Annotated in this window: 18 protein-coding genes; 7 read left to right on the top strand and 11 right to left on the bottom strand. The window is 43.3% G+C overall.

The features are described 5' to 3' along the window. Positions 1-347 precede the first annotated feature (347 nt). The 3 genes from CXF69_RS06790 to CXF69_RS06780 all read right to left on the bottom strand — a co-directional run bounded on the left by CXF69_RS06790 (position 348) and on the right by CXF69_RS06780 (position 3,155). Complete coding sequence (locus CXF69_RS06790; protein ID WP_101204840.1) at positions 348-974, bottom strand: glutathione S-transferase family protein; 627 nt, start codon at positions 972-974, stop codon at positions 348-350. A 66-nt stretch (positions 975-1,040) separates the two neighbouring features. After that, positions 1,041-2,219: an aromatic amino acid transaminase gene (locus CXF69_RS06785; RefSeq protein ID WP_198551525.1), complete on the bottom strand. Its 1,179-nt coding sequence runs from the start codon at positions 2,217-2,219 to the stop codon at positions 1,041-1,043. Positions 2,220-2,237: 18 nt separating this feature from the next. Further along, positions 2,238-3,155: a DMT family transporter gene (locus CXF69_RS06780; RefSeq protein WP_227522896.1), complete on the bottom strand. Its 918-nt coding sequence runs from the start codon at positions 3,153-3,155 to the stop codon at positions 2,238-2,240. 147 nt (positions 3,156-3,302) lie between these two features. On the opposite strand from CXF69_RS06780, the gene CXF69_RS06775 reads away from it, so the two are divergent. Continuing rightward, on the top strand, positions 3,303-3,758 hold the full coding sequence (locus CXF69_RS06775; protein ID WP_101204841.1) for an Lrp/AsnC family transcriptional regulator: 456 nt from the start codon (positions 3,303-3,305) through the stop codon (positions 3,756-3,758). A 307-nt stretch (positions 3,759-4,065) separates the two neighbouring features. Here CXF69_RS06775 and groL read toward each other — a convergent pair whose 3' ends face one another. Together groL and groES are read right to left on the bottom strand one after the other, a co-directional pair. Beyond that, positions 4,066-5,715 (bottom strand): chaperonin GroEL, encoded by a 1,650-nt coding sequence (gene groL / locus CXF69_RS06770; protein WP_101204842.1) that lies wholly within the window; start codon positions 5,713-5,715, stop codon positions 4,066-4,068. A 123-nt stretch (positions 5,716-5,838) separates the two neighbouring features. Next, positions 5,839-6,129 carry a co-chaperone GroES gene (groES, locus tag CXF69_RS06765; RefSeq protein ID WP_057758860.1) on the bottom strand — a complete coding sequence of 97 codons (291 nt, stop codon included), beginning with the start codon at positions 6,127-6,129 and terminating at the stop codon, positions 5,839-5,841. 478 nt (positions 6,130-6,607) lie between these two features. On the opposite strand from groES, the gene CXF69_RS06760 reads away from it, so the two are divergent. Beyond that, a complete protein-coding gene (locus tag CXF69_RS06760; RefSeq protein WP_101204843.1) occupies positions 6,608-7,387 on the top strand; it encodes a DUF3108 domain-containing protein in 780 nt (259 codons plus the stop codon). A gap of 110 nt (positions 7,388-7,497) precedes the next feature. Here CXF69_RS06760 and CXF69_RS06755 read toward each other — a convergent pair whose 3' ends face one another. Beyond that, on the bottom strand, positions 7,498-7,947 hold the full coding sequence (locus tag CXF69_RS06755) for a hypothetical protein (protein ID WP_101204844.1): 450 nt from the start codon (positions 7,945-7,947) through the stop codon (positions 7,498-7,500). Positions 7,948-8,101: 154 nt separating this feature from the next. Continuing rightward, positions 8,102-8,719, bottom strand: a complete 618-nt coding sequence (gene wrbA, locus CXF69_RS06750) for an NAD(P)H:quinone oxidoreductase (protein WP_101204845.1) — start codon at positions 8,717-8,719, stop codon at positions 8,102-8,104. A 256-nt stretch (positions 8,720-8,975) separates the two neighbouring features. Between wrbA and CXF69_RS06745 the strand changes: the two genes are divergently transcribed. From CXF69_RS06745 to CXF69_RS06735, 3 genes are all read left to right on the top strand, one after another. Next, positions 8,976-10,559: a YihY/virulence factor BrkB family protein gene (locus CXF69_RS06745; protein WP_101204846.1), complete on the top strand. Its 1,584-nt coding sequence runs from the start codon at positions 8,976-8,978 to the stop codon at positions 10,557-10,559. Continuing rightward, complete coding sequence (locus CXF69_RS06740; protein ID WP_101204847.1) at positions 10,552-12,168, top strand: DUF2254 domain-containing protein; 1,617 nt, start codon at positions 10,552-10,554, stop codon at positions 12,166-12,168. Before CXF69_RS06745 ends, CXF69_RS06740 begins: the two co-directional genes overlap by 8 nt. Positions 12,169-12,322: 154 nt before the next feature. Next, positions 12,323-13,597, top strand: coding sequence for a cation:proton antiporter (locus CXF69_RS06735; protein ID WP_101204848.1), 1,275 nt, complete (start codon positions 12,323-12,325; stop codon positions 13,595-13,597). Positions 13,598-13,675: 78 nt separating this feature from the next. On the opposite strand, the gene CXF69_RS06730 is transcribed toward CXF69_RS06735, so the two are convergent. Genes CXF69_RS06730 through CXF69_RS06720 form a run of 3 tightly spaced genes read right to left on the bottom strand, consistent with a single transcriptional unit; the run spans position 13,676 to position 16,560 of the window. Continuing rightward, positions 13,676-14,161, bottom strand: coding sequence for a DUF2127 domain-containing protein (locus tag CXF69_RS06730; protein ID WP_371548220.1), 486 nt, complete (start codon positions 14,159-14,161; stop codon positions 13,676-13,678). A 55-nt stretch (positions 14,162-14,216) separates the two neighbouring features. Next, positions 14,217-15,428: a dihydroorotase gene (locus CXF69_RS06725; RefSeq protein ID WP_180952607.1), complete on the bottom strand. Its 1,212-nt coding sequence runs from the start codon at positions 15,426-15,428 to the stop codon at positions 14,217-14,219. Between the two features lie 58 nt (positions 15,429-15,486). Beyond that, entirely contained in the window at positions 15,487-16,560 is a 1,074-nt protein-coding gene (locus tag CXF69_RS06720) for an aspartate carbamoyltransferase catalytic subunit (protein ID WP_101204850.1), read from the bottom strand. 389 nt (positions 16,561-16,949) lie between these two features. Here CXF69_RS06720 and CXF69_RS06715 point away from each other — a divergent pair, with 389 nt between their 5' ends. Together CXF69_RS06715 and CXF69_RS06710 are read left to right on the top strand one after the other, a co-directional pair. Beyond that, positions 16,950-17,933, top strand: coding sequence for a class 1 fructose-bisphosphatase (locus tag CXF69_RS06715; protein ID WP_101204851.1), 984 nt, complete (start codon positions 16,950-16,952; stop codon positions 17,931-17,933). Positions 17,934-18,038: 105 nt separating this feature from the next. Beyond that, entirely contained in the window at positions 18,039-18,833 is a 795-nt protein-coding gene (locus CXF69_RS06710) for a TrmH family RNA methyltransferase (RefSeq protein WP_101204852.1), read from the top strand. Between the two features lie 206 nt (positions 18,834-19,039). Here CXF69_RS06710 and CXF69_RS06705 read toward each other — a convergent pair whose 3' ends face one another. Next, the gene (locus CXF69_RS06705) at positions 19,040-19,972 is read right to left on the bottom strand and encodes an electron transfer flavoprotein subunit alpha/FixB family protein (protein ID WP_057758839.1); all 933 of its coding nucleotides are present in this window, start codon (positions 19,970-19,972) and stop codon (positions 19,040-19,042) included. Between the last annotated feature and the right edge of the window lie 162 nt (positions 19,973-20,134).

Genomic DNA, 20,134 nt, shown 5'->3' with positions numbered 1-20,134 from the left:
TAAAATTAAACACAAAAAAGCCCTGCTATCTTTCGATAAAGAGCTTTTAGTAGTCAAATAGGTTTTATGACAAAATCATACTTTTAGCGAAAAGCGATTTATCGAGAAAGGTAAGAAAATGGTCAATATCGAGTGAAATGTTGAGCAGCTAAAAAAGTTTAATTTGGCAAGATATTATTGCAAAGCAGCCTCTGATGACAAGACGTGGACGTTTAAAAGAGACGGATCAAGCCAGTAGCTTGATATAAAAACTATATTTACTACAATCCCTAGAAGTCACTAAAAGCATTGCATTCAGTGCTTCTAGCCCAGTCATCCAATATCTTTTAGTTGAACATATGAACAGATTACAACAATCCTTCTTGTGCCATCATTTTCTGTATCGAGGCGCGGTTCAGCATGGCTTGATAGTGTGCATTTAGGTGTGTCCAATCCTGTGCTCGACTCGCATATCGCTGACTCCAGTGAGCGATCATAAATAAATGAAAATCAGCCCCACTTAATTTATCGCCTAATAACCATGGACCATGACTCGCCAATCCCTTTTCAATAATATCCCAGCAGTAGATTAGTACATCATTCGCTTTATTTTTCACTTGCTGCAAATTGTGCTCACCGCTAATGTACTGCTCGGGATGTGCCCAGTGATTAGCGGCTTCTTGTAGTGTAGAAGACATCCAAAACAAATACTGGTAATAGACACCGCGCTTAGAGCATCCTGTGTTAGGTGCTAGCCCAGACTCTGGGTGCTGATCTAACACATACATTAAAATTGCCGCAGACTCATAAATAACCTGTCCCTGATGCACCAACGTAGGTACTTTGCCATTTGGATTAATGGCTAGATACTCAGCTGATTTTTGCATGTTCTTAGACAGGTCTATTTCTATCATTTCATAAGAAACGCCTAGCTCCTCAAAGACAGCATGGGTAGCCATATTGGCACCACCCTTATCCCAATATAAAGTATAAATAGTCGTGTCCTTCTTGCTGTGGCGATTAATGGATAAAATATTGTACTGAACGATAGAAATTATTCTCTAACGTGAAATAATCGACATGATAGCGTCCGCCAGTTGAGGGATTTCCGTCATTTTCAAACCGGCAATATTGATTCTGCCATTTGGCATGCCGTAAATCGCGAACTCATCTTGCAGTATGAGCATTTGATTTTCTGTTAGCGGTAATAGAGAAAACATGCCTTTTTGGTACGAAATGTCCAAAAACTCTGCAGGTGCACCCCTATCTTTTAAGGCTTTGCCTAACGCTTGGCGAATAGCATCTACCCTATCGCGGTAGCTTGCCAGCTCGACTAGCCAAGCATCTGGTTTGTCTAGTAAATAAGAAGCCACTGCAGCACCGTGATTGGGCGGCATGGAGTAGTTGGCACGTGTGATGGTTTCTAAAAGTGTCTGTATATCTGCATGGCGCTCATGATTGGTCGTTATCACCGTGGCAATACCCGTCCGCTCATTATATAGACCCATATTTTTTGAACAGCTAGCGGCGATAAATGCAAAGTCAGCGTCTTCAATGATTAGACGAAGCCCTGCAGCATCGGTATCAGGATCATCTCCAAAACCTTGATACGCCATATCAATAAATGGGGTAATATTTTTCTGTTTACACCTATCAGAAAAAAGTTGCCACTGCTCTAAAGAAGGATCTATACCAGTAGGATTATGGCAGCACGCATGTAATAACAGCACGTCTCCTTCTTTTGCTTTTTCTAGCGCGGCAAAACACGTATCAATGTCTAACTGACCATTTTTACTTTGCCATGGATACGTATCAACTTTTAATCCAGCACCTTCCATCAGCGGACGATGATTGATATAGCCAGGGTCGCTGATCCAAACGGTTGAATCTGGAGAGAGCGTGGCGATAAAGTCAGCAATGAGTCGTAGCGCCCCTGATGCCCCAACGGTCTGAATCGTGCATTGGTTTTTTAGACTTGGACTGTCACCCAGTACAAACTTTGCCATTTGCTGGTTAAAACTAGCGTTACCCGATAACATACCATAAGCCTTTGAATGCGCTTCATGAGCAAGATGTATTTCTGCATCTTGCACGGTTTTCATCACAGGTGTATTGCCATACTCGTCTCGATAGACACCAACCAATAGATCTATTTTATGTTTACGTTGGTCAGCGCGAAACCTACCTAACAATGCCCACAGTGGATCACCATTGATAACAGGCATATTATCTAACATCATGATACTTCCTTAATTAATTTATTGCGCTCGATTGGACAAGATGACGCCAATGGTGCTGAGTACGATGCCGCATATCATAATGACTGATAGAGACTCATTAAGTATCAGCGCGGCTAGTATAGCGGTCAATCCTGGGGACAAAGAGCCAAGTAATAAGGTACGAATGGAGCCCAATTGTTTTACTGCATAAGAAAACGCAATGGTTGATACCACCCCTACACCAAGTCCTTGTACTAGGATAAACGGAAGCGCTTCATCAAAAGATACAGAACCTATATTGGTCTCTACAATACCAGACAGAACCATCACTAATGTCAGAAAAAACGAGGTATAAGAGAGCATGATAGCGATCGCTATTGGACTCAGTTTGGTGCTTTTTAACCCTAAGGTATAACCTGCCCAAATCAGGCTTGCCATCAACAGTAACCCTACACCATACAGAAGACTATTAGGTGTTGACTGTGCACGCCCACCAATCATAGTAGCTATGCCAAAGAGAATAAGGATTAATGCGGCAAATTTTCTTAATGATATTCGTTGACGATAAAAAATAAAAGACAATATTGCGGCAAAGAAGACTGGCGTCCCTGTCAAAATAGTACCAACGTAAGCTGCTGGTACCGTACTTGCACCAAAAGCGGCTAATAAAAGAAAAGGCACGCCACCAAGTAAAACGAACATGATATCTGGCAGTTTTATGTTTTTGACTTCATGCCAACTAGAGAGTACCCAAGGAGTCAATAAGACCAGCGGTACACTAAAGCGAATGAGCATGACATCCGCAATACTGAGCGACGACGCCCCAACCGCTCGCACAGTCAACGCAAATCCTGACCAAATTAATAATACAACGCTCATCGCCACATAGCCCTTGGTTAGTGGCGACATTACAAACAAAGGATTTTTGCGTGATGAGGGGTGGAATATCGTATTCATAGTCGTGTCTTATGCTGGTATACAAAGACCAATTATCGATTAAAATACGCGCTTTTACCTCTCTTTATTCATTGCAATTTTGCAAATATTTGGTGGATAATGCTAACTAAATCAAAATTATTGGCTTAAAAAGCCAAAAGGTAAATTATGGATAAAATCGACCGCCATATCTTGGAAGTGCTCCAAAAAGAAGCGCGCTTATCTACAGCCGAACTGTCCGAACGTATAGGGCTATCGCCTTCTCCTTGCGCGCGACGCCTAAAGCGTTTGGAAGATGAAGGCTATATAGAGAATTATCAAGCAAACGTAAACAAAGCCAAAGCGGGTATTGCGATGAGTTTCTTTGTGGAGGTCAGCCTCAACAGCCACCAAGAAGAATCTATCGCAGCCTTCGAGCGTGCCCTGTCCAATATGGACGAGGTGATTAATGGACATGTGGTGTCGGGTTCTTACGATTATTTGTTAGAAGTGGTGAGCCCCAATCTCGATGGTTATGAGCGGTTCACCCGTAAGCTACACAAGCTTGCTTGCGTAAAAGATATACACACTCATTTATCGGTGAGAAAGGCAATCAATAAGACAACTTTACCTATTTTTGTTTGAGACTCTTTTATACTAATGAGCAACGTCGAGCACGACCTTGCCTTACGTTAAGTGCATTAAGATAATTATAAATAGCTGGTTAATTTGAATGATTACATAACTTTATTATCGAGCATAAAAAAGCCCTGCTATCTTTCGATAACAGAGCTTTTAATAGTCAAACGTTTTCACAAAAATACTTACAACTCTAGTGAAAAACGCTTTATGAGTTGACTAAAGCCGTACGACTAGGCAACCAAGTGAAGATTGTACTGATAGTACATCGAGCGAGGTTAACAACGTCGTACAAATTTAGTCGAGGCATATATTACATCATGCCGCCCATTCCACCCATACCGCCCATTCCAGCACCGCCGCCCATAGCAGCCATACCATCATCACCTTGCGGTAAGTCAGTAATCATAACTTCAGTCGTTAGCATTAAGCCTGCAACAGATGCAGCGTTTTCTAGTGCTGAACGAGCAACTTTAGCTGGATCAAGGATACCCATCTCTAGCATATCGCCATATTCGCCAGTCGCTGCGTTGTAACCGTAGTTACCACTGCCACTCTTCACTTCATTGACCACAACTGAAGCTTCTTCGCCAGCGTTGGTTACGATTTGACGTAGTGGTGCTTCCATCGCGCGACGTAGGATGTTCATACCAGCGTTCTGATCGTCGTTATCACCGCGTAGTTCAGACAATGCATTCATCGCACGAACTAAGGCAACACCGCCGCCAGGTACAACGCCTTCTTCAACCGCTGCACGAGTTGCATGTAGCGCATCGTCAACACGGTCTTTTTTCTCTTTCATTTCAGTTTCAGTTGCTGCGCCGACTTTGATCACTGCTACGCCGCCTGCTAGTTTAGCAACACGCTCTTGTAGCTTTTCTTTATCATAGTCAGACGTAGACTCTTCGATTTGACGGTTGATAGACTCAACACGGTTTTCGATGTCAGCTTTGTTGCCAGCGCCATCAACGATAACGGTGTTTTCTTTACCGACAGTCACTTTCTTAGCAGTACCAAGCTGCTCTAGAGTAGCAGTCTCTAAGCTTAGGCCAATCTCTTCAGAGATTACAGTACCGCCAGTTAGCGTTGCGATGTCTTCTAGCATTGCTTTACGACGATCGCCGAAACCAGGTGCTTTAACAGCACAAGTTTTCAAGCCGCCACGCATGTTATTTACAACTAGTGTTGCTAATGCTTCGTTTTCTACATCTTCAGCAATGATTAGCAACGGCTTGCTCTGCTGCATTACTTGCTCAAGTAATGGCACGATTTCACGGATGTTGCTGATTTTTTTGTCAACGAGCAAGATATATGGGTTTTCGAATTCAGCAGTTAGGCTGTCTTGCTTGTTGGCAAAGTATGGGCTGATATAACCACGGTCAAACTGCATACCTTCTACAACTTCTAGGGTATCTTCGAAGCTTGAACCTTCTTCAACAGTGATAACGCCTTGCTTGCCTACTTTTTCCATCGCTTGCGAGATCAGCTCACCGATTTTGGTGTCTGAGTTTGCAGAGATAGAACCAACTTGAGCGATTGCTTTGTGATCGTCAGCTGGCGTTGATAGTTTATGGATTTCTTTAACCGCTTCACGTACCGCTTTGTCGATACCGCGCTTAAGATCCATTGGGTTCATGCCAGCAGCAACTGACTTCATGCCTTCTTGTAGGATTGACTGAGCCAATACAGTGGCAGTGGTTGTACCATCACCAGCGACATCGTTAGTGCGACTAGCCACTTCACGTACCAGCTGTGCACCCATGTTTTCAAATTTGTTTTCTAGCTCGATTTCTTTAGCAACTGAAACACCATCTTTAGTGATGGTAGGTGCACCAAATGATTTGTCGATAACAACGTTACGACCTTTAGGGCCTAATGTTACACGTACTGCGTTTGCTAGAACGTTTACGCCGTCCATCATTTGTTTACGGGCATCAATGCCGAATTTTACGTCTTTTGCCATGTTAAATTACTCCACTATTATAAGTATGAGAATACAATTGATTGATTTGATAGTTGCTTATCAAAAGCGATTATCAGAAACTGCTATCAAAATGTGCTGAGTATAAAATAATACTCAAAAGGACTAGCCTTCTAGCACACCCAATACATCAGACTCTTTCATAATCAATAGTTCTTCACCGTCAACCTTTACGGTTTGACCGGCATATTGACCGAACAAAACTTTGTCGCCAGCTTTTACATCTAACGCACGAGTTTCACCGTTATCACGAACTTGACCATTACCAACTGCAAGCACTTCACCTTGTGAAGGTTTCTCTTGTGCTGAACCAGGAAGCAAGATACCACCAGCAGTCTTTGTTTCTTCTTCTATGCGGCGGACGACAATACGGTCATGTAAAGGACGAATGTTCATCGATATGACTCCAAAAGTTGGTTAATAAAATTAAGGGTTTATTTGAATTAATGGTCTCAATACCAGTATCTATAGGGAACACTGCCAAAAACAATGCTTTATAGATAAGCCTTGAGCTTGTAACAAAAAGTGGGGGCAAGGTGAGTTCGGTTCAAGTGTAAAGCCCAAAAATTTACAAGATTATTTTGCAAAAATTGATCAATCAACATCTCATACCGATGCTTTACGTTTAACAGAGTCGATATGCTATTCAAATAAGGAACAAGAAGTAGGAATATTTAGAAATATTAGCGAGCTGAATTTATATTTTGACCAATGCTAAATTAACTATAGAAACATTTGCTACAAGCTCTACACGAAGCGGTATGACACCACGCTTGAAAATATAATAGCGTATGACCATTATAGGTCTGGTAAACATAATAAGAACGAACGAAAAAAATTGCTATATCGGCAATAAATTAATGAAGGGGTATCTATGAGTTTTTCATCAATGCACAAAAAGTCATCAAGCGACAATATTAATAATGCTAATAACGCAAAACGCAGTCCATCTAAATTTTTATCTGCCTTAGTGACAGGCATCAGTATCTCTACCGTTGGAGCTTTGAGTATGACCGCACCTACCCTAGCTAGCGCAAAAACCGTCCAACCATCAATTGCCGATTATAGTTTTACCGTTGAGGACAAATACAAAGGCACAGCAACTCGTACGCTAAGCAAATCTGGTAATACGTGGAAATATAACGTTAAGGCTCGCGTCGCTGGTGTGGCTAGCGCCTCGCAAAACAGCACTTTTACGCTTAATGGCAACAATGTCAGTCCCACGCAGGCGAGCACCACTTACAAACTGCTCGGCATGGGTCGCACGCATAAACTAGACTTTAACCCAAGCAGCAAAAAAGTCACCAGTAACTATAAGGGCAAGTCGACGACAATGAACATGTCGCAACAAGCCTTTGATGACTTGAGCCTTGAGGTACAGATTCGTCAGGATTTATTAAACGGTAAATTCTCTGGTAACTACTACATGGCGAAAAAAGACAAAATCGAGAAGACGCCATTTAAAAAATCAGGCAGCACTAAAATTACCGTACCAGCAGGTACCTTTGATACGGTACGTGTTGACCGCGTCCACGATGACGATAGCCGCTCTACCAGCTTTTGGTTAGCCCCAAGCTTGGACTATATGCCAGTTAAAGTTAGTCAAATTAACGATGGTAAGAAAATGGATTTAGAATTAACTAAGATTAACTAATCTACTTATTTTTAACGTTATAAACAAAAAAGCGGCGCCCCAGATGGAGTACCGCTTTTTTATAGCTTTAGATTAATGGATATAATTTATTAGGCTTCAGATAACTTCAATTATTGACGAGGTTTCTTCACAACGTTATTCATCGAAGGCAAACGTTTAAGCAGAATAAATAGCCAAACATTGATGGCAAGCAATAGTAAGAAGTCCATTAAGTACACAGCGATTTCCGCCCAGCTACTGCCATATATACGAGTAAACAGCACCACGCCACTTGCACCCAAATATACTAAGGTAAACATACTGCTAATTAATAATGCATAAGGTGAACGACCACGCAATATCCATGGCGTCAGAATCAATGCGGGCACTAGCCATAATGCCTGCCAAGCAATACCGCCAACAATATCAGGGCTACTAGGATTAAAGATACTAATAAAGATAGGCAATCCGAGTAGTCTATAAACGAGCCAAATTAACCACGTAACCTTTAAGCGCTGTGCAATAGGTGCGATAGGCTTAACCGTTTTAAGAGGCTTTGTATTAGAGCGGGTTGTGGCCATTAGATATTTTGATTTCCTAAATGAATAATATACTGCTTAACATTAATAAGTAGCTTTTTGTTATAACCACTTGCTTATAATCAGGTGGTTATAAACATTCAGTCATAGACTCTGAGACTCAGACGCTTATAGACAGCAGGTTTATAAAAGTTACTTATCGGTTCCAATTAGCCTGTGCTAATGCAGCCGCAGTAATCGCTAAACGGCGACCCTGCGCAATACCCAAATCTCGCTCGTCAGCAGATATTGGCTGATCATGCGATGCACCGCTGACATGGCTGGCACCATAAGGCGTGCCACCGCGATGCGTACGGTTCAGTGCTGGCTCTGCATAGGGCACACCTACGATGACCATACCGTGATGCATCAACGGCAACATCATCGTCAACAGCGTCGTTTCTTGACCGCCATGCATAGAGCCTGTCGCCGTAAATACTGAGGCTGGTTTGTTTTGTAGGTTCCCTGCCAGCCATAAAGTCACGGTATTATCCCAAAAATACTTCATGGGTGCGGCCATATTACCAAAGTGCGTCGGGCTACCAAGCGCAAGACCGCTACAGTCTTTTAGATCGTCCATCGTACAATATAAATCACCCTCATCAGGTATCGCAGGCTTACTTGACGTGGTTTCAGGTGCCACTGTCGGTACCGTACGGATACGCGCGGTCATGCCAGCATCTTCAATACCTTGAGCGATAGCATATGCTAATGTCTTAGTCGTACCGTAATTAGAATAATAAAGCACCAAAACATAAGGGTCGGTCTGACTCATTAGCAAAGCTTCCTTATAAAAACGTCAGTCATACTGGCCAGCAAAGATGCGGCGAAATATACGACTAACTGGCATTGTAGAATATGTGCACATTATGCCCGAGTCATTCACTGTCATGCAAATAACCATGATTGATAACCTGACTTATATTGTATCTGATGTGCTACGTGGTGCATTTTTACACAATTAAACCGCAGATGATAACCGTTCATTTTTGTTACACTATTGTCACTCTTACTTTTGCTTAATGGTCGACATGGAAAAATTATCTCAAAAACTCCCGTTTTTACAACAGCGCTGGTTTCAGTTTTTACGGTTTTTGACTCGGCATTTTTTTGAAGATAATTGCCAGCAAAAGGCGGCTTCACTGACATACACCACTATGCTGTCGATCGTGCCTGTATTAACGGTATTACTGATGATTTTGTCATCCGTACCAGCACTCGCATCGGTTAGAGCGCAGATTTATGATGTCATCTATAGCAATCTATTGCCACAATCCAGCCTGCAAGTTAGTGAGTACATTAATGACTTCGCCGAAAAGTCATCTAACCTAACCATTATCGGTGCCATGATTTTGTTCTTTACGACTATCATGACCTTGACCACCATTGAGCGCGCGTTTAACCAAATCTGGCGAGTAGAAGATCGCTCGGGTGGCATCAAAAGCATGCTGCGTTATTGGACTATCGTTACTTTGGGACCATTGGTATTGGGCACCGCTTTTATCGCTTCAAGTACTGTACAGAGTCTGAGTTTTCTTAATCGTCAAATTGCTGGCTACGGTATCGACTGGAGCTTTTGGGTACAAATGGCATCGATTGGTATTACGATGGCGGGTTTTATCGGTATGTACTGGTTTATTCCAAAGGCGCGCGTACCAGCAAAAAATGCAGCCATCGCTGGCGTGTTCGTGGCCATTGTCTTTGAATTAATGAAGCATCTGTTTGGTACAGTGATGGCTAACTTTACTAGCTATGAAGCGATTTACGGCGCTTTTGCTGCCTTGCCTATTTTTCTACTATGGATTTATCTGTCGTGGAATTTGATTTTATTAGGCGTTGAAATCAGCTATACCTTGACGATTTTTGAGACAGAAGAAGTCTACCCTCGTCACCCGTTACTCAGCTTGTTAGACATGTTGAATTTGGTTTATACCCACCACTTAAAAGGTGAAGCCGTTAGCGAACAAGCACTGCGCAATGTCTTAGGTCGCAAAGAGCTGCCGAAATGGTATACCTATATCAACTACCTACAAGACAGCAATCTGATTACCATGACAGATGATGATGACTACGTGCTCAAAAGAGATTTGAGTAGGATGACGTTATGGGACTTTTATCGTACCTTGCCCTACCCACTTCCTATCAAAGACGAGCTGGATGAGATGAAATTGGAAGGTCAAAAACCTTGGCTAAGTTTGCTAGTAAAACGTTTTGAGAATACTGAAGCGTATGCCAAACAGCAACTGCATTTACCGCTAAATGCTATTTTTGCCAATAGCGAACCGCGAAAACAATCTACTAGCAAGCATGGCGATGACCATAAATTATTTAGAAAAACCTCTGCCGCCACTGAAAATGTACAACGACATGATAATCTAGATAGACATGGTGAGAGTGCTTATAACGGTAATAGTCCAAATCTTGAAGCCTCACCACACCTAGAGCCTATGGCTTACGACAAAGACAGCGCTATTGAATATGACGATCACGACAATGAAGCCATCATACCTCTAGGGACTAGTGAGAGTCATGCTGAGACAGATATGATCAGACGTATGCACAAAAACGCTATTATTACAGAAGCAGACAACCCTAAGGCTCAACACAGTGAATAAAAATGATGGAGACAGCATCTGGACACGTACGATCAATGCAGGTCAAAACAGGCTTAAGCAGTTCACTAATTTGTGGTCAATACAAACGCTGACTGACTTGCCTGATCGCTTAAATAATTTGTGGCAGTGGCTGATTGGCTCTTATTGGTTTATTCCAACCGCTTGTGTCATCGTCGGTATTTTGCTTGCTCCTTTACTAGTCGCGATTGATCAGCATTTTGATCGTGAAACCGTAAAAGAGATCTCCTTTGCTTTTACTGGTGATGACGAGGCGGCGCGCGCTATCATGACCGCCATCGCTGGTGCGGTACTGGGCGTGGCGGGTACGACATTTTCGATTACAATCGCCGTCCTGTCGATGGCATCCTCACAGTTTGGTCCAAGACTGCTACGTAACTTTTTGACTGACACTCCAAACCAATTTGTCCTTGGCGCTTTTATCGGTACATTTAGCTATAGCTTATTGGTACTAAAATCTATTCATAAGTCTGACGTAGCTTTTGGTGTGCCGCAATTGGCAGTGACTTTTGCCATTATCATGGCAATTATCTGTGCGCTGCTTTTAGTTTATTTTGTACAGCATATGGTGCATGCCATTCAAGCGTCTCACGTCATCCAAAATGCCAGCAACGATGCGATTGCAAACATTTACTATTGGTATAACGATCGATGTGATATTCAACATCAACGCGATGCTGAGCACCATGATATCGAGCAGTTCCAAAACTGGCCTGCTATGCCGATTTATTCACCAAATTCAGGTTATCTACAGCAGATTTATCTTGAGTCATTGATTGCGCTGTCACAAGATTATGGTGGCGTAGTACAAATGCATGTCAACCTCGGTAATTACGTCACTGACAAAAACGTCATTGGTTACTTTTATCAGCGGCCCGCATCTCATCCGAATAATTGCCAAAGGACAGCAACACCGCATCTGGCAGTAATACCGCGAGCACCTGATGGACTGTTTTGGCAACGTCTTGCAGGTTGCCTACGACTTGAGCAACGATTGGCGCACTCTAACGACATTGCCTATAGCTTAGGTCAGATGACAGAGATTGCTGTACGCGCACTATCCCCTGGTATCAATGATCCAAAGACTGCGGTCAATTGCGTCCAGTCTCTAACCAGCTGCCTGAGTATCATGATGCGTCGTCAGCCACCAAGCCCTTATCATTTTCACATACCGCAGTCAGATACTAACGATAGCTCTGAAACCACTATCAAACAGAAGCGACTGGCCATATTGGCACTAGTCACTCATATCCCCAAAATTTCTGACTTTATCAATGTGTCACTCGGTGAGATACGTCGTTATGCAGCTGCTGACCTAATGGTCTTAAAAGCATTATGTCAGGCAATGGTCAATCTGAACTATGCACGGGTAAACAGTGCACAGCAGCAAACGCTATTACATGAATTGCATCTAATTCAGCGAGCTGGTGAAGAGAATTTAAATTATCAGGAGCTAGTCGATGACTTGGTCGCTATGTGCGAACAAGCCAAGCAGTTTATTCTTGATAACGATGCTCAGCACAAGCATTTTAATTATGTCAGTGATTTTGAAGCCGATATTCGTCAAGCGTTACAGACACAGTCTAGTTAACGACATGACCAATTAACTGTTTAAATAAACGGCCGTATCAGCCCTTATAAGCACATTACTTATAAGCACAATACCTATAGCTAGCAACACTTATAACGTCCCTATAAGCCCTGCGCTTTAGATACTTTTTATATTCATATGAGACCTACTTTTTATGGCATCTGCAACCAGCCTCACCATTCTAGAAATCAGCGCCATATTTTTGTCGATTACTGCTTCGTTAACTTATATTAATCACCGTTTTATTGGTCTGCCGACCACTATCGGTGTCATGGTCATCTCTATCTTACTGTCAATCGGTGCGATATTTTTGGGCTTCTTAGGGTTTGATCAGCTGATCGATTACGAAGTCAGTTTATTGGAGCAGCTTGATTTTACCGAAGTACTCTTAGACGGCATGCTATCGATGTTGCTATTCGCAGGTGCATTACACGTCAATATTGGTGATTTAAGACGTTACAAGTTACCTATCGGCATCCTTGCCGGACTTGGTACGATCATATCGGCGATGCTTATTGCGACCGCGATTTATTTTATGCTGCCGTTGTTTGGTTTTGGCCTACCGTTTCTCTGGTGCCTGTTATTTGGGGCGCTTATTTCCCCTACCGATCCTATTGCCGTCATGGGTATCCTGTCGTCAGCAGGTGCTCCAAAGAGTATCGAGACTGTCATCGCTGGCGAGTCATTGTTCAATGATGGAATCGGAGTGGTTATCTTCGTCTTACTGCTGGGGATTTTATCTAGCGGTGATATCCCTACTGCCAACTACGTCGCACATACTTTGGCGGTTGAAGCTGGTGGCGGCGTTGTATTCGGACTGGTACTTGGCGCAATTTTATATTACTTGCTTAAAAGTATTGATAGCTATCAAGAAGAGGTGCTATTAACATTAGCAGGCGTCATCGGTGGCTATGCGCTGGCCAGTCATTGGCATTTATCAGGGCCACTCGCCATGGTCATGATGGGCCTGATGGTTGGTAATCGTGGTCGCGAGCTAGCCATGAGTGATAAGACACGGCACTATATTGATTTGTTCTGGGAATTGATTGATGAGATTTTAAACGCTATTTTATTTGTGCTTATTGGTCTAGAAGTGGTGATGATTGCTTATTCAGGCAATTTATTTATTGCGAGTGGTTTGACTATTTTGATTGCGCTTGTTGCCAGATTTATCGTGGTAGGCATGACGACCAAGACTTTTCATCGTCAGCTTGATTTGCCTACGGGCGCATGGAAAGTTCTGACGTGGGGCGGTTTACGCGGAGGTATCTCAGTCGCGCTAGTATTACAGCTACCAATCGGGGCTGAACGAGAGATTTTATTGGCACTCACTTATGCAGTAGTAATATTCTCCATCTTGGTACAAGGCCTGAGCGTTGGAAAAGTCGCTAAAAGCATTCGTACGGATGAAAAAACAGTAGACGTATAAGCCAAAAATATAGCAGGCACAAAAAATCCAGCATAAGATACTTGTCTTATGCTGGATTTTTTAACTTAAATTTAAACGCTATATCAAGCCCTTTCGTTTCATATTGCGATAAACCACAATAATAATGAGTAGATTAGAAACCAATATCCCAAGCTTAAACCAATCAAATGGGCTAACGATCAGATAGTAAATCTCTATAGGAATAAATACCCCATAGCCTAATACCCCAAACCAATACGCCCATGTTTTGTCATGCCATAAGCCATAGGCTTCTAGGAAACGCAAACTGGCATAAGCGAATATCAATAATAAAAACATCGGCCAGTTTTTACTTGCCTGCTGAGCAATACGTACGGCACTGTCAATTTGCGGGGCAAGCATATGGCCGAAACTGTGCTGCCAAGTAACGGTTGCGGTCGTCAGCCAATGCTCAAGATTGGTATGCCACCACCATAATGCCCCTGCTCCTAGTAACGCACCAACACCTTTGACTACCTCATAAATGGCCACCGCTTTGATAGACTCACTCGCCGTACTGCGCGATTTTTCTTGCTGACCATTCATGGTAACCCCTTTATCCTTCGAGGATGGCGGCAGACGGTTATCCTGTCGGGGCAAATTAGCCAAAGAATGTCTCCACAACACGTCCTTGCAACTGCTGATTGAAAAACGGCGTGTTTTTACCACTCGATAGCATCGATTGCGCGGTTACTTGCCACTCAAGGTTAGGATCGACTAATACTGCACCGCCGATAGCTTCATACTGCTCGCTAATACCTGCGATTTTTGCAGGATTTAGGCAGATTTTGTCTACCAGTTGCGAGAGTGTTAACACCTCATCATTTACCAGCTGACAAGCCAGCGCCATAAACGTATCAAAGTTTGAGATACCTGGCGTACTCTCAGCAAACGGTGCTTTTTTGGCGGTACTATTCAGTGGCTCGTGATGACTACAGATAGCGTCGATAGTGCCATCCTTTAACCCACGGCGGATTGCCTGCTGGTCCGTGTTACTACGCAGTGGTGGTAACACATATGCCTGAGCATTAAAGCCTTCAAGATTGTCATCAGTTAAATACAGCTGATGCATCGCAACATCACACGTAACAGGCAAGCCTTTATCTTTTGCCCAGCGCATAAGCTCAATGGAAGACTTACATGATAACTGGCTAAAATGAGCAGCGATTCCGGTCTCTTCCACCATCAATAGCTGCGTAGACAACGCAACAGTTTCCGCAATCCAAGGAATCCCTTGCAGACCATGATAAGAAGCAATATAGCCCTCATGTGCTACGCCGTCTCCAGACAGACTTGGCTCATCAGGATAAAAGAATACTTTCATGCCAAAAGTCGCCGCGTATTCTAGTGTACGCAGCAATACTAAATCATTGCGAAAAGGTCTACGCGCATTAGATACTGCGATACAGCCGCCCTTTTTAAGCCCTGCGATATTAGACGGTCGTTCGCCCTCTAACCCTGTGGTCAATGCACCCAAAATATGCAAGTAAATCCCGCCATCACTCAGGGCGCGCTCACGTAAACCCTTTAAAAGTGAGCCATTTTCTAAAATAGGATTGGTGTCAGGCGGTGTGACTACATGCAAAAATCCATTACCACGGGCAGCGCTGCCTTCTGATTTTAGCGTACCGTGTTGCTGTTGGCCTGGCTCACGCAAGCGCGCGCACAGATCTACTAATGGTGGCAACAACCACACCTCACGGCCAGAATCAAGTGTAGATAATTTTTCTGTTGCAGCTTGCGGAAGCGCATCTTTAAATGCTTTTGGTAAATGGTCAAGAATGGGTGCATCAGTATTAAGCATGGTAGACATAACGTTATTACCGTATCAATAAAATGAAATAAATGAGAATAAGTCGCGCGGCAAGCTGTTACTTGCCAGCTGCTTGATGAGCACGTTGACCTTCCATCGCAAGCGACAAGACCGCCATTCGAATGGCAATACCGTTATTTACCTGCTTTAAGATAACGGATTGCGCGCCATCAGCCACACTAGAGGCAATCTCAACACCGCGGTTCATCGGCCCTGGGTGCATAACTAGCGCATCAGGCTTGGCAAGCGCTACTCGCTCTGGCGTGATTCCATAATGCTTATAGTATTCATTTGAGGATGCCAATAGCGGCGAACCGATACGCTCATTTTGTATTCTTAATCCCATGATGACATCACAGTCGGTGACACACTCGTCCATGTTTTCATATACTTGTACACCAAAACGCTCAATACCTTTGGGCAGTAAAGTGCGCGGCGCACAAACACGGATGTCTGTCACACCTAGCGTTTGCAGTGCACTGATATCAGAACGGGCGACGCGTGAGTGCTTAATATCACCAACGATCGCGATAGACAGTTCTTCAAATGGGCGCGGTGCCTCACGGTGAATGGTCAACATATCGAGCATTCCCTGAGTAGGATGCGCATGCCAGCCATCACCGCCGTTAATGATTGCGATATCAGGCGTCACTTCTGTCGCCATAAAATGCGCGGCACCTGATGCTGAATGGCGTACTACAAAGATATCCGCGGTCATTGCCTGTAGATTCCACAGCGTATCACGCAGACTCTCGCCTTTTTTGGTACTAGAACGTTCGATATCGATATTGAGCACATTGGCACCCAAGCGTTTTTCGGCAACCTCGAATGTCGTCCGGGTACGAGTCGATGGTTCAAAAAACAAATTCATGACCGTATAGCCGTCTAACTCAGGACGATTGATTAGCTGTCCGTTTTCATCAAAGAAAGTCTCTGCTTTTGCGATAATAGCTTTGAGCTGTGCTTTGTTAAGACCTTCAACACCTAAGAAATGCCGGATACTGCCATCAGTGTTGAGCTGCGGACGACTTAGTGAAGTATTGAGCCTTTGATGAATCGTATTGGGATCAAATTTTGCATAATCAGTCGGTGAGACTGGTTGTGTAGCGCTACTATCGATAGAATTTGACATAATGGCGAGTCTTTATTGTGGGTTTATATGAGTCTATAGTAATCACTTATTCATCTTTGTTCGATCATTTATCACTGATAGGCATAGATACAAAGGACATTTTGACGCTTATTTGCTACAATTTACCGTAATCAAATTCGACCAAAAAACAGCCTCAGCAGACAATCAGAAAGCGTGAGTAGACATGCTATATTCTCATAGAGAATAATTCTGACAAAACTATAAATGAATAACAATAGATATAGTGTAGCCGATTTTGTGGTCGGGACAAAGATACCGTATAAGCTATTTAAGAATTTACCTATTTCAGGTGTGCTAAATGCCACCTACTTCTTTACTTTGACACCTATCCGTTCTTTTACTTTCCATACCATTTATTAGGAAGCCTTATGACGACCTTAGCAGACTATCTAAACCAACATGACACTAGCCCTGCACTTAACGATGTGATTACCACTGTCACTGATGTCGGTAAGACGATTTCACAACTGCTCAGAAAAGGCGCTTTAGCAGATATTTTGGGCGAAGCAGGTAATCAAAACGTCCAAGGCGAAGATCAGAAAAAGCTCGACGTACTGGCCAATGACTTATTGCTAGATGCATTGGCAAAAAACACGCACTGTGCAGGCGTTGCTTCAGAAGAGCTCGATGACGCGACCCCTGCTAATGACGATGGTAGTCTATTAGTTCTGTTTGACCCATTAGATGGCTCATCAAATATCGATATCAATATGGCTGTAGGTACGATTTTTTCTATCTTACCGTATGAACGTCAAGGTCAAACCAGTGAAAACAGCGACTATCTACAGGCAGGTAACAAACAGCTAGCAGCCGGTTATCTGCTATATGGTACCTCTACTGTCCTAGCGTTAACCGTCGCTGATAAAGTTGTGATGTTTAGCCTAGATCCAGAGACTTCTGACTATGTGCTGATAGAAGACAATGTTCAAATCGATGCCGATACGAGCGAGTATGCTATCAATAGCTCAAATTATCGCTACTGGCGTGCGCCGATGCAGCAGTACATTGATGAGTTAATCGCTGGTGAAACAGGTGTACGTGGACGTGATTTCAATACGCGCTGGGTAGCAGCCATGGTTGGTGACGTCCATCGTATTTTATGTCGCGGTGGTCTGTTCACTTATCCGTTTGATACCAAATACGCTCATAAAGCGGGTAAACTACGCTTGATGTATGAAGCCAACCCAATGAGCTTATTGATTGAACGCGCGGGTGGCGGTGCGACAGACGCGGTCAATCGTATCTTAGATATCGAACCGACTGATATCCACCAGCGTGTACCAGTAGTACTCGGTAGCAAAAACGAAGTCAGTTACGTGAAAGACTTACACGTCAATTATTCTGAGAAATAATTGATTGACGCGCCTGTTAAGAACAGTCAGCAGAACGCTAAATTAATAATAGATATTTTGCTGGTTATCTAAACGACTCCTTTACTCTTCTCTAAGCGATCCACTATGGTATTAAATCCCACCGAGCTGATTACCTCAGATAAGAACACAACCGTGAAGCTTGTAAAAGCACTGTTGTCCCAAGCACGCCAGCGTAAAAAGAACGGTCAGACAGTCATAGAAGGCGTCCATTTGATAGATGCTGCGCTGCGTAGTGATTATCCTTTCGCTCAAATACTACTGTCTGAGTCAGCGCGTAGCCACTCTGAAGTTCAGCAGATATTGACTCGCCTGCCCACTTATACGCCTATTCTTACTTTGTCAGACTCACTCTATGAGAGTATTCGTAGCTTGGGTACAGGCATCGATATCATGGCGATTATCAAAGTACCAACGCCTAGCTTATCGATGATCAATGAAGACTGCTTAATCTTGAACGACGTACAGGATAGTGGGAATGTTGGTACGCTACTACGCACAGCTGCAGCCGTTGGTATCCGCAATATCTTATGTACCAGTGCGACCGCTCAAGCTTGGTCTCCCAAGACGCTACGAGCAGGTATGGGTGCACAGTTTGCACTGACTATTTATGAGGGCTTGAGTACACAAGATATTTTAGATCAAGTACAAGTGCCGCTTTTGGCAACTAGCTCACATACAGATACTATCATTTACAATCACGATTTATCTGCACCTGTAGCATGGATTATGGGTCATGAAGGTCAAGGCGTTAGCGACGAGCTAATGCAATGTGCCACGCCGATAGCATTACCGCAGCCAAATGGTCAAGAGAGCTTAAATGTAGCGATTGCAGGCTCTTTATGTCTGTATGAAACCTTACGTCAAAGACAATACTCTTAGCGTCCATTTATACCTGCTATTAAAACCCTACCTATCAAGCATAAAAAAACCCACTACCAATTGATAGTGGGTTTTTTATTATCTGTCTACTACTGATATAGTCAGAGAATTCTAAAACGGATACAAGGCAGCCAACTGCAGATTGTACAAGTAGTATATCTAAGGAGGGTAACGCCGTAGCCGTTTAGTAGTTCTGTGACTATATATTAAACCTTGCTAGTTAGCTCAGGCAATGCTTCAAATAGATCAGCTTCTAAGAAGTAATCAGCAACGCTAGCGATAGGTGCTTCTGGGTCATTGTTGATAGCAACGATGACTTTAGAATCTTTCATACCAGCCAAATGCTGAATTGCGCCTGAGATACCAGCTGCGATATATAGCTGCGGTGCAACGATTTTACCCGTTTGACCGACCTGCATATCGTTTGGTACATATCCTGCGTCAACAGCAGCACGTGATGCACCAACAGCAGCGCCTAGCTTATCAGCCAATGGCTCAATGTACTTGGTGAAGTTTTCACCATTTGCCAAGGCACGACCACCAGAAACAACAATACCAGCTGATGTCAATTCTGGACGATCAGACTTAGCCATTTCTTCGTTAACGAAGCTAGCTTTACCAGTTTCTTGTACGTTGTCGATAGTTTCAACAGTCGCTGAACCGCCTTCGCTTGCCACTGGGTCAAACGCAGTGGTACGTACTGTTAGTACCACTTTGTCTTCTGTGGTTTTTACTGTCGCTGTCGCATTACCTGCATAGATAGGACGCTCAAACGTTTGCGCATCTACCACACCTGAGATTTCAGACAGCATGCTGACGTCAAGTAACGCAGCAACGCGTGGCATAAAGTTTTTACCAGTCGTGGTCGCAGCCGCTAGGATATGGCTGTAATCACCAGCGATATCAGCAACCAATAGCGCTACGTTACCTGCCAATTGATGCTCATAAGCAGCATTGTCAGCCAATAGTACTTTAGTCACGCCTTCTGCTTTTGCCGCTTCATCAGCAACAGCTTGGCTACCACTACCAGCAACCAATACATGGATATCATCACCCATTTGTTTAGCAGCAGCGATTGTATTTAAAGTTGCCTTTTTTAGACTGGCATTGTCATGTTCTGCATATACCAAAATTGCCATGGTTTTAGTCCTTTATATATTCGTATTATCTATTCATGCGGTTGTTTGTGTACAAAGCTATTTGAGCAACTATCATTTAATATGAAATAAAGCAGTCAAACTTATAGCCTTCAAATTCTTAACCTTGTACAGGATATGCCGTAGCGAAGTATCCAATCATTA

Origin of the sequence: Psychrobacter sp. Choline-02u-9, from assembly GCF_002836505.1 — a bacterium.
Lineage (GTDB): Bacteria > Pseudomonadota > Gammaproteobacteria > Pseudomonadales > Moraxellaceae > Psychrobacter.
Note: the sequence above shows the minus strand (reverse complement) of the source record. Positions and strands in the feature narration are given on the sequence as shown.